Origin of the sequence: Microcystis sp. M53602_WE12 (assembly GCF_030065455.1) — a bacterium.
In the GTDB taxonomy this organism is placed as follows: Bacteria; Cyanobacteriota; Cyanobacteriia; order Cyanobacteriales; family Microcystaceae; genus Microcystis; species Microcystis aeruginosa.
In genome coordinates this window covers 1-11,784 of the sequence record NZ_JASJFB010000052.1, presented here as the reverse complement: position 1 = coordinate 11,784, position 11,784 = coordinate 1, and the positions used below count along the sequence as shown (strand labels likewise).

Here is an 11,784-nt window from a genome sequence, read left to right as displayed (position 1 = left end):
AGACAGTAATTGCGTAGGGTTAAAGGTAAAAGATGCTATCTTGTGATTTTTGATGTTATCTTTTAGCTATGCCTAAGTGATTAACCCAAATTTAGACACCAATAGGCATTTTTTCGGGCGATCTTTTCACTTCTTCTTTTAGCCAAGAATTCAGTTGAGGACGATAACGATAGTTGGTAAATTCTTGACGCATTTGTTCAATTTGGCTATTATCAGGAATCCCTTTAGTAAAATGTTTATAAAACATTTCACCGATCATTGCTTGCAGCATATGAACAAAATGTTCGGCCAAATAGTAAAGATTTTTCCCATTTAAAAAGCCACGCCACCCAAAACCTTTCCAGAGAAATTTAGCATACCAAATTGCTGTGTAGAAATTTGTCCATTTCATAGATGCAAAGACATTAGACCGTTTGGGTTCAAGTTTGCTATTTTCGACAAAGTTATCAAAATGTTGAAGAGTATGATAATCTCCCCAAAGTTGATCGCCTCGATAACAATCCATAAAACCTAAATTTTTTCCTTGTTTAATGACTTCATTAAATTGTTGATAAAGATGTTCACAATATCCTGTTTGATGTTCTTTTAAGCCAAGGGTATATCGTGCTAGAAAATCCAAGTCTAGAAACCATTTTCCTGTGTACATAGGAACTTGGACACCAAACCACCAGATATAATCATGATAGATGCGCCAACTCATAATACTGGCATCTCCTAACTGTTGATCATGATGTTTGATTAGATGGTTATTAAACCGCGTGTAAGTTAGGATAAAATCATTGTACGCCGCTTGTTTTTTCTCGCCAATAGCTTCTCCTGCTAATTTACTGCGAATAATTTCTGTCGTACATTCAATTTGATAGGAAATCATGCTAGATCCCAAAGAATAAAAAGGATCAAAAATACAAGCGGCATCTCCAATTACATACCAATTATCGGCTGAAAACATGGTTTTGCTGGTATGGGCTGGCCGCGGCAAATAGTGGAAATCAATATTTTCACCACTGGTCACTAAACGATAGAGAATTTCATGATTGGCTTTTAAGAAATCATAAAATTTCTCTTTTGTGTTAATTTGATAATCAGCGATCGCTGAACGATGATAAGCAATGCCAATGGAAATTTCTTGACTATCCTTCTCGGTAGGAATCATCCATAACCAATGACCATGACCGAACCAATGATTGGTTGCATAGTAATGGCTACAAGTTGTACCATAAGGATCATAACCATCGTGAAAAATGGTGCGATCAATATTGTTAACTCTAACCCAAACAGAACCGGTATCAAGTCCAAAAAGATTATCTGCTCCAAATAGGAGATTATCGGTTTTTTGACCAATAATAAACTTCCGTCCTGCGGCATCAATAACGGGCTTTGCTTTGAGAGTTATCTGTTCATTTTCGACTTTAGCGATAACGGTTTTGAGTTCATCTTTTGAGGTTAAATCAACATCTACAACTCGACCTTGATAAAAAGTTGCTCCCATCGCTTTATTCATTTTTAGGAGATCCCGTTCAAATTTTGCCCGGTTCATTTGAAACGTGCCAAGGGGAAATTGTCGATTCGCCCAAATATGATAATAATCATCAATGGTGTCAGTTTTATATGCATCTTTTGCCCAATGAAAATTAAGAGCATATTTAGGGGGATGATTTTCGATCATATACTCATATAACCCCAATTCTTTGCAAACAAATAGGGTGGCAATTTCCACCATTGATTCGCCAATTTTGAGGTCTTTATTAGTTCTTTCTTCTGGACGAGGATCGATGAGTGCAATTTTAATGTTGGGAACATTTAGAAGTAAGTGTCTTGCTTGACAGACCCCGGCGAAACCTGCTCCCATAATCACAACATCATACTCATTAGTGTTAGTAGCAACCATTGGTGAAATTCTCCTAAAATGTGATGAGGAAGAGAGTGAATAAGAAAGAATACAAGAAAAAGTTAAAGATATAATTCCCCTAATCGGGTTGCTAATTCAGCAATGGTGGGATAGTTAAAAATGACCACAGGATTTAATTCCTTTCCGAGCCATTTTTCTAAGCGTCCTAATAAAACTAACGCTTTTCGTGAGTCGAGTTCATAATTATCAAAAGGTTCTTCAATATCAATGTCATCAAGGTCAACATCGAGTTGTTGAGCAAACTGATCAACGAGCCAGTTTTGAATGTCTTCAACGGTAGAAGGAGATTGAACAGTTGTCATCATGGGTTAAGTTCCTTTAACGTGAAAAAAGTGTTTTAGCAAACTAAGATTGCTTAACTTATATTCCTAGTTTATTCCTCTATCCATTGATCAGCCATGTTTTATTTTTCGCCAAAACTGGATTTTTTTTATTCCTATTTTTTATGGTCAAGTTTAGTACATTTTTACCATATAAATATAATCGAAAAACCTAGCAGACAATACAAAATATTATCCATTAAATTTCAACTCCTTTTTTCTTACAATAAAAGGTAACAAAGTTAAGTTGCTAGTTACTAGGTAAAAATTATGATAGAGACTCATGTTCTTAACCCATCTGTTACAGAGATTTATTCCACTACTCAACCGATTGAAACCGCTCATAAATCTCCGCAAATGCTCCAAGAATTATTAACTTCAGCCGTTGTACAGCTTGAAACAGAACTGCAAGATAAGCTAGAAAAACTGTTATCTAAACAGGAGTATCAACTGTTGGAAGTTGGTGAGAAGATTAATGCCTTGACACAGGAATTAGAGCAAGCAATTTCTGAATTTCTCCACATTGCCCAACAAGCAAATAAAACCTGTAGCTCTCTCCAGTTTTTAGGTGAATCTGTTCAAAAAAAACCTAATAATTTACCCAATAAAGGAAGCAAAGATACCGTTAGAGTGGTTTATAGTCATGCCGCCAAATTACCGCTTCCTGTGGTAGAAAAATATGGCTTAGGGTTTATCCTAAAAGATAAAATGGTTGATTTATCCCAACTAGGTATTACCCTTTCACTCTCTCGTCAATCTCCTTATCTTTCTGCCATCAAACAGGGATAATTTAAGCACTACTAAGGTGGGCATTGCCCACCTCAATCATGATTATGTAAGGTGTAAAGTTTAAATACTTAGAACCTAAAACCTAAAACTCAGCCATCATTTAAGCTACTTGAGTTTGATATTTTTCTCGCCAACGTTTAGGAGATACTTTATGTAACTGACTAAAGCGACGGGAAAAATAATAGGGGTCAGTAAACCCAACGGTGGCGGCAATTTTGGTAATTGACTCATGGGTTTTCAGTAACAAGGATCGGGCTTCTAGCATTCTTCGTTCCACAATCCAATGAATAATCGTTTTGTCGGTGCGACGCTTAACTAAATTGGTTAAATAAGCAGGAGAATAACCAGCCGCTCCAGCCACATCATTGAGGGTAATCGGTTGACTATAATTTGCCTCAATAAACTCAAAAACGGGTTTTAATTGAGAACTATTAGGGTAGAAAGAAGCCAAAGAATCAAAGAAATTCGGTTGCGGGGTAGAAGAAGGCTGTATCAACGATTGAGGAGCTTGTTTTGAGTTAACAGAAGGATGAATTCTGCAAGCGTAGCCATCTTTTTCAGATTCTAGAAAATTTAAGGAACGAGCTACTATGCTTATATAATCTTGATCTCCATATTTGAGAAGGTTAACCGTAATATCGAGGGATTGATGATCCCCATAATAAGGATGGTGTGTGATCAAACGTCCAAAACCTCGACGTTGAATTAATTTCCAGTATCTAGACCAATCTGAGTTTAAAAAATCTTGAGCAGCTTCTTCTATAGTCAAATTAGATAACTGTTCTCTGGAATATCCCAATAAAGCACAAGCCGCATCATTGTAATGCTTAATCCGTCCTTGGGAATCGATCCACAATACAGATTCAGGGATTTGATTGATTAAATATTGAATAACAGATATGGATTCAGCTATTTCTTGCTGAGGGACGGAATTAAGAAAGTTAGTCGTAGAATGAGAGAAGTTAAGGGAGTTAAGAGGGTTACAGTTTGGAGTTAAAAGCATGAGACTGTTCCTATAATTTTCAAAATAGATAATTTTTTGACAAAAGATGGTTTTCACTCCATCACAGACAAAACTGATTTCCTGATCTTCTTAATTCTTGATAAGGAAATTACAGCACTTGGCTGATCGCTCAAGTACAACTACTAGGGTTGAAGTGCTTATACAGTAAGCCTTTCGGTGATTGCATGGGATGTTCCGTCTCGGAAAGTGTTGTATTGAGCTTGTCTTTGATCTACAAGCGGAGATGCGTCTTTCCGCAAATTTTTAAAACCCACATTCCGCACTTCAAATTATAGTAAGTAGTCATGCAAGGCGTTGCTGATTTGAGATATGAATCTTCTTGGGCGGAATTTCTTAAAACCTAGACCCGAACTAACTTTTGCATCGGTGTCATCAACGCCCTATTTTACGTCCTCTGTAGGTAATGCGCGTGGCGGTGGCTGCCCCAGGACTACCCGCCTGACGGGACAGTATAAGCTGCCCGCGCATTTAAATTGCTTGTTGAGATGAGGCACTCTTGCACTCTTGCACTCTTGCAAGAGGCAAAAGTAAAGGGATTAGGGGAGATTTAGCTAATCTAAGGATAGGCGGTTAAGATGCGTCTTAGCTTACTACTACTTGAGAAAGTGGACTCAAGACGGAACATGGCTGAAAATCCATAACTGTCTCCGGGATTACGTCAGGACGATGGAAGGTCATCTAACGGCGGCGAGCGCGGGAGTTTTAGACAGCCAATCGGTCAAAACCGCCACGATGATTAATCAAGAGGTGGGTTATGATGCGGGGAAACGGATTAAAGGAAGGGCTCTTCGGGACTTGGTATGGTTCGATATGGGGGCATAAATCGACTAAATCCTTATCTGGCAAGAGATTTAATTGATTAGTTCGCTCTAGATCAAAAACAATTGAGAAAAATCGCCAAATGCCCTTGTATATAAGGGTTCCATCTTTTATAACCCCAGTCCATTGCATAACACAAACCGAAGAGCCAAAGGAAGAAAGAGATTCACATTAGTCGATACCTTCGGGCTGTTAATCGCAGTCAAAGTCGTCTTCTGCCAAAGATTCTCCATTTTGCTGAGGACTTTCCTATTTTAAACTAGATATAAGTGGGTGGGTGGAATTAAATATAAGATGAACGTAGGTTGGGTTGAAGCATGAAACCCAACGCCCGATTATGTTACGCTACCGCTAACCCATCCTACAAATAATTGTGCCTCCCTACTTAGATGATGTCTAGATAGATTGAACTTAAAAAAACTTAATCATCAAATCTAAAATTAATCTATCTAAATCTCTAATCTTCAGCAATTTAGAAGTATGCTGATCAGCAAAAACCACAAAAGGTTTTTCATAATCTCTCTATTTTGAATTAGGAAAAAACTCATGTCTATGCGTCATTTTGCTTTATTGCTTGGGCTAACTACCGCTGGAACAGCCACTTTATTAGCTCCCCTTCCCACTCGTGCTGCTAGTTGTGAAACAGGTGATTTATTTGATTTTAGTTCCATCCAATTTATTGCAACTCGGCCTATTGCTTCTAATAACTGTTTGCGGTTATTTGGAAAACGAACAGACCCGACTCCTCAAGGATTTGTGGGCTATGGCGCCGGTCACACTGAAACCGCTTTAAATTCACCCAGAAATCCAGCCCCCTATTATGCTGCGGGGATTGATTTTAGTCCCGAAAATTTGGTTAATCCTTTAGGAGCAACCCGAGCCGCCACATTGTTAAATAATATTACAGGATTTTCTAACTTTGCGACTTTCCTCACCAATAACAGTATTAATGTCGATCGTATTGGGTTTAGTTTTGGTCCTAAAAACGGGGATTTTACCAAGAGTTGGAATTTAGGAAATGATATTAATGGAGAGAACTATTTTTCCTCTCCTACGTCTTCTCTAGAAGAACGCATTTATGCCGCTAATCCTAAGGAAGTGGAAAGCTTTTTATTGTTGGACAACACTAAAATTCTTAGCTTTGGTTATAGCGATATTTATTCATTCTTAGAATATGGCGCAACCACCGCTCCTGATGATGACTCTGAAGCGATTATTAGTGATCCCTTTAGTGTTTCTAAGGTAGCTGGCCTGCTCGGAGAATTTGACGGATTAGCCAATGCTTTCTTAGTCGATGTGGGTTCTAATAAAGTACAATTAGTCAGTGAAGATGCCGCCGTTGTCCCAGATGACGTTTTTATCGATCCCTCAATTGGCCCATTAAATCCCGTGGTTTCTATTCAATTTCCCCTGCAACTGAGAATTGTTTCGACTCCTGAACCTTCTGTTACCCTTGGCTTAATGAGTTTAGGCATTATTGCCGTAGGGTGTCGTTTGAAAAATAAAATTCGGAAAGAATAGGACAGCAGTTGTAGATAAGCTGAGACCCATCCCCGTCTTCACGTTAAATTCTTTAATGAATAGACTTATGCCAGATAACCATCCTATGTCACCTCCTATGTCGGAATATCCCCTAAAAATCACTGCCACCTCTTCTGAACCTCAAAAACAATCAAAACGCCGTTTCCAAGGGGTTCGGCGATGGTATCTTGGGGGACTTTTATTGTTAGGAGTTGGTTATGGGATTGGGTCAATGAGTCAACCAACTCAACCAATCGCCCCTTCGGTTGCCGAAAATGAACATCTTCTCCCCGTTGAAATTGACCGGCTAGTACAGGTCAATGCTTATCAACAGTCTCGAACTTACACTGGGGAAATTGTCGCTCAAAATACCAGTGATTTAGGGTTTGAACGAGGAGGAACAATGACTCAACTGCTGGTGACAGAAGGACAATGGGTGAATCAAGGAACGCCCCTTGCTCGTTTAGATGACCGTCAATTAATCGCCCAAACACAAGACTTATTAGCCCAAAAACAACAGGCTTTAGCACAATTAAAGGAAATGGAGGCGGGTTCTCGTGCTGAAACGATTGCCGCAGCCCAAGCAAATTTGGCTCAAGAAAAAGCTCAACTACAAGAGATGGAAGTGGGACCTCGCACTGAAACCATTGCGGCAGCCCAAGCGCGTTTGAAAACCCTGCAAGCACAATTAGCTTTGGCTCGTAGTAAACGGGAGCGACGACAGAATCTTTATACGCAAGGGGCTATTTCTCTTGAACAGTTTGACGAAGTGGTCACAGATATGGATAGTCAACAGGCAAGGGTTAATGAAGCCCAGAGCCAATTAGATGAGCTATTAGCAGGAACACGCCCTGAAATCTTAACTCAACAGCGAGCAAGGGTTAAACAGGCTCAAAGTCAACTGGATGAGTTGTTAGCAGGGACTCGCAGGGAAGTGATTGAAGCCCAAAAAGCAGCTATTAAACAGCTAGATAGTCGTTTAGCTAGTATTGAACTTGATTTAGAAAAGACCGTTCTTAAAGCCCCTTTTTCGGGCAAAATTCAAAAACGTTATCTCGATCAAGGAACGGCGGTACAAGCGGGTCAAGGGGTGGTGCGTTTGGTACAATTAGACGGCGTTAAAGCCCATATTGGTGTTCCTACGTCCCTGACTTCTGAGATTAAGATCGGACAATCACAAACCCTAAAAATTGACCAAAAATCTTATTCAGCGACCGTTAAGGCAATTTTACCTGAACTAGATGCTGCCAGTCGTACCGTGACGGTGGTTTTTCAAGTTAAAGGAGCAGGAAGTAGCGGCGAGGCTACCTCACCGCTGCTAACCACTGGACAAATTGTCACCTGGAAATGGCAACAAAACATTAATACTTCGGGTTATTGGCTACCTAGTACCGCTCTTGTTAAGGGAATTCGAGGATTATGGTCGATTTATGTCCTAGGAGATGGGAATGCAGCCCAAGGATTTGTCGTAGAACGTCGGGATGTGGAGGTTTTATACACCGATGGGGAGCGAGTTCTCGTGCGAGGAACATTAGACGGAACCGAAAAAGTGATTACTAATGGCACAAATCGCATTATTTCGGGGCAAAAGGTAAAAATCAGTAAACAGTAAACAGTGAGCAGAACGTAGGTTGGGTTGAAGCATGAAACCCAACGCCCGATTATGTTACGCTACCGCTAACCCATCCGACAAATAATTGTGCCTCCCTACTTAGGGTTTGCTGAATAAATCTAAAAACCTTGTTGGGTAAGACTTTTAGACTTTTGGGAAATCAAAAAGTACCAGATCTGGGAGTGATCGCGGAGAAAATTCCTGGACTTTTTCCCTGAAAATTAGGTAATTGACCACCTGAAAATGGGTAAAACCCTACACCCCACACCCTACACCCCACACCCTGCCCCCAGGAAAAACTTTTTGCCGCAAACCCTACTTATTACTTATTACTTTCTCCCCCGAACTTCATAATTCTCAATTCTTAATTCATCATTCTCCTATGTCTTCCATCTTTTATAAAAACGTCCGATTATTAGTTTTAACTATTTTGGCGATCGCCGTTTGGGGCTTATCTTCCTTTTTCAGTTTACCTCGTATGGAAGATCCCGAATTAACCCCTCGTTTTGCGGTCATTAACACCCAATTTCCAGGCGCAACCCCTGAACGAGTAGAAACGCTAGTTACTGATAAATTAGAACAAGCTTTACTAGAAGTCGAAGAAATTCAAAATATTGATTCTACCTCTCAGCTTGGCTTCTCCAGCATTACCATTGAATTAAATGACCAAATTACCGATGTTGATCCCGTTTGGTCACAAATTCGTGATAAAGTCAATGATGCTGTTTCTCAATTACCATCGGGAACTTCTCTCCCTGAATTTGAAGAATCAAAACCCAAAGCCAACGCCTTAATTGTTGCTTTAACTTGGCAATTATCAAGCCCTCCGAATTATGGCATTTTGAGCCGTTGGGCGCAAGAATTAGAAGATGATTTACGGTTAATTGAAGGAACAGAAAAAGTTGAATTATTTGGCAATCCTACGGAGGAAATTCGAGTTGAAGTTGCTCCCCAACAATTAACCCATTTAGGATTAACCATACAGTCCCTATCTCAACAAATCTTAGAAAGTGATGCCAAAGTTGCTGCCGGCCAATTACGAAGCGAACAAAGTAACTTATTGCTGGAAATTGAAGGAGAATTAGATTCTTTAGACCGTTTAAATCGTTTATCAATTAAATCAGGTTCGTCTAGTCAAGTAGTGCGATTAGGTGATATTGCAAATATTAGTAAAGGAATTGAAGATCCGCCCAGAGAAGTCGCGATGATTAAGGGAAAACGGGCGATCGCAATTACTGCTTTTGTGGAATCTGATAGACGCTTAGATTCTTGGATGACAGTCGCCAAGGCTAAGTTAGAAAGATTTGAAAAAAACCTTCCTCAAGGAATTGGCCTACACATTATCTTTAATCAAAGTCGTTATGTGCAGCAACAACTGGACTCGGTTTTATCAAACCTGATCATGGGGGCTGTCTTAGTTTTTGGGATCACCTTTGTGATCATGGGCTGGAAATCATCTTTAATCGTGGGAACATCCCTTCCTTTATCAGTTTTGATGGTTTTTGGCAGTATGAAGGTGTTAGGCATTCCCCTACATCAAATTTCGGTGACAGGGTTAATTATCGCTTTGGGATTATTAATTGATAATGCGATTATTGTGGTTGATGAGGTGCAAATGGCTTTAAAAGAAGAAGAAGGTATATCACCGCTCAAAGCCGTTGCTACTACCGTACATCATATTTTTATTCCCTTACTCGCTTCTACCTTTACCAGTGTTATCGCTTTTTTGCCCATTGCTACCGCTTCAGGAGCAACTGGAGAATTTACGGGAACGATTGGAGTAACCGTAATTTTAGCCCTAATTAGCTCGTTTATTCTATCTGTCACCGTGATTCCTGCCTTAGCGGGAAGATTACATCATTGGCAACCAACCCCCACAAATGGATATTGGTGGCAAAGCGGATTTACCCATTCTCGTTTAACCTATCTTTATAAGTGGAGTTTAGATCGCACTTTTCAACGTCCCTTATTAGCGATCGCCCTTATTCTTATTCTTCCCTTATGGGGTTTTATGAGCTTTCCTACCCTACAACAACAGTTTTTTCCCCCCACCGATCGCGAACAATTTCATTTAACCTTTGAATTACCCATCAGTGCGTCTTTACCCGAAACCCAGTCTCAAGTGATGCAAGCCCGAAAGTTAATCTTACAGCATCCTGAAATTCAAGACGTTCAATGGTTTATTGGGAAAAGTGCGCCCTCTTTTTACTACAATGTCTTACAAAATCGAGAACAATCTCCTAATTATGCTCAAGGAATTGTTCAACTTCAGAAAAACGTCAAGTCGGGTGCGTTAATTCGCACCTTACAGCAAGAATTAGATCAAGCCTTTCCCCAAGCGCAAATTATTGTCCGACAATTAGAACAGGGTCCTCCTTTTGATGCACCGATTGAATTACGCTTATATGGGTCAGATTTAGCCCAATTACAGGCTTTAGGCGATCAAGTTCGCGCCGAATTAGCTAAAACCCCTGATATTATCCATACTCGCGCCACTTTAAGCGAAAGTTTGCCCAAATTAGCTGTCAATCTTAATGAAGAAAAGCTACGTTTAGCAGGGTTAGATAAAAGAGCCGTTGCTCGTCAATTAGACACCAGTTTAGAGGGAACAGTCGGAGGCTCGATTTTAGAAGGAACAAAAGAACTACCTGTGAGAGTTCGGACTTCTAATAGTCAACGGAGCAATCTAGCTGAAATTAGCTCATTAAACCTCTTATCTTCAGGAAATTCTGCAACTTCATCGACAATTGTTCCCTTATCAGCGGTGGGAAATGTGGAAATTGTCCCCGATATTGTTGCTATTTCACGTCGTAATGGCCAAAGGATGAATACCATACAGGGTTTTATTCCGGCTGGTGTATTACCGGAACAAGTACTCTCTGAGTTTGAAAAACGATTAGAAATGAGTAATTTTCAGTTACCCTATGGTTATTCATGGGATTTTGGCGGAGAACAAGGAGAACGTCAGGATGCTTTAAGTAATTTGATTGCAACTCTTGGGGTTTTAGCGATCGTTATGGTGGCCAGTTTAGTCCTCACTTTTAATTCTTTCCGTATGGCAAGTATTATTATTCTTGTTGCGATTTTATCCTTAGGACTAGGCTTAGGATCATTGGCCTTGTTTAATTATCCTTTTGGGTTTACAGCGATTTTAGGGATCATTGGACTGTTAGGAATCTGTGTTAATGATTCAATCGTAATTCTTGACGCTTTGCGTCATGATGCTCAAGCCAGCCTTGGTTCACGTCGAGCAACTCGAAATGTGGTTATGCGAGCTACTCGTCATGTGGTAGCAACCACCTTAACCACGATTATCGGGTTTATCCCTTTATTATTTGATCCCAGTGGTTTTTGGCCACCTCTTGCGATTAGTATTGTTGGTGGGTTAGGTGGCGCCACTTTAATAGCGTTATATTTTGTTCCTTCCGTATATCTACTCTTAGGTCGTAAAAACCTTACACAGAGTGCTAAACCGCAGTAACGGTATGATTATCGCAGTCATCGAAAATTTGGGTCTGAAACCCCGTCGTTCTACGACGGCTTTACTGTTAAATATTAGAACATTTACGAAATATATGCTAGAATGTGAGACATGGAAAAAGCCTATTCGTTTCGATTTTACCCCACACCCGAACAAGAGTCGCTATTGCGGCGCACTTTGGGCTGTGTAAGATTGGTTTACAATAAAGGCTCTTCGGTTTGTGTTATGCAATGGACGGGGGTTATAAGGGATGGAACCCTTATAGAGAAAGGCATTTAGCGATTTTTGTCAATTGTTTTTTATCTAGAG

The 11,784-nt window shown here is 40.0% G+C and carries 8 protein-coding genes and 1 pseudogene; 5 read left to right on the top strand and 4 right to left on the bottom strand.

The genetic code is table 11. The features are described from left to right. Window positions 1–91: 91 nt before the first annotated feature. Window positions 92–1,888, bottom strand: coding sequence for an NAD(P)/FAD-dependent oxidoreductase (locus PX482_RS02315; protein WP_002761909.1), 1,797 nt, complete (start codon window positions 1,886–1,888; stop codon window positions 92–94). A 62-nt stretch (window positions 1,889–1,950) separates the two neighbouring features. After that, window positions 1,951–2,214, bottom strand: coding sequence for an acyl carrier protein (locus tag PX482_RS02310; protein WP_002761907.1), 264 nt, complete (start codon window positions 2,212–2,214; stop codon window positions 1,951–1,953). A gap of 285 nt (window positions 2,215–2,499) precedes the next feature. Between PX482_RS02310 and PX482_RS02305 the strand changes: the two genes are divergently transcribed. Next, a complete protein-coding gene (locus tag PX482_RS02305) occupies window positions 2,500–3,018 on the top strand; it encodes a hypothetical protein (RefSeq protein ID WP_002761905.1) in 519 nt (172 codons plus the stop codon). 100 nt (window positions 3,019–3,118) lie between these two features. Here PX482_RS02305 and PX482_RS02300 read toward each other — a convergent pair whose 3' ends face one another. Both PX482_RS02300 and PX482_RS02295 read right to left on the bottom strand, forming a co-directional pair. Further along, window positions 3,119–4,021 (bottom strand): helix-turn-helix domain-containing protein, encoded by a 903-nt coding sequence (locus tag PX482_RS02300; RefSeq protein WP_288024096.1) that lies wholly within the window; start codon window positions 4,019–4,021, stop codon window positions 3,119–3,121. A 723-nt stretch (window positions 4,022–4,744) separates the two neighbouring features. Beyond that, entirely contained in the window at window positions 4,745–4,993 is a 249-nt protein-coding gene (locus PX482_RS02295) for a hypothetical protein (RefSeq protein ID WP_288024099.1), read from the bottom strand. Between the two features lie 414 nt (window positions 4,994–5,407). On the opposite strand from PX482_RS02295, the gene PX482_RS02290 reads away from it, so the two are divergent. From PX482_RS02290 to PX482_RS02275, 4 genes and pseudogenes are all read left to right on the top strand, one after another. Further along, window positions 5,408–6,382, top strand: a complete 975-nt coding sequence (locus PX482_RS02290; protein ID WP_002761899.1) for a hypothetical protein — start codon at window positions 5,408–5,410, stop codon at window positions 6,380–6,382. Between the two features lie 85 nt (window positions 6,383–6,467). After that, entirely contained in the window at window positions 6,468–7,994 is a 1,527-nt protein-coding gene (locus PX482_RS02285; protein ID WP_223213057.1) for an efflux RND transporter periplasmic adaptor subunit, read from the top strand. A gap of 382 nt (window positions 7,995–8,376) precedes the next feature. After that, complete coding sequence (locus PX482_RS02280; RefSeq protein WP_002761896.1) at window positions 8,377–11,475, top strand: efflux RND transporter permease subunit; 3,099 nt, start codon at window positions 8,377–8,379, stop codon at window positions 11,473–11,475. 111 nt (window positions 11,476–11,586) lie between these two features. After that, window positions 11,587–11,709, top strand: a pseudogene (locus PX482_RS02275) (helix-turn-helix domain-containing protein); the annotation flags it as partial. Window positions 11,710–11,784: the final 75 nt, after the last annotated feature.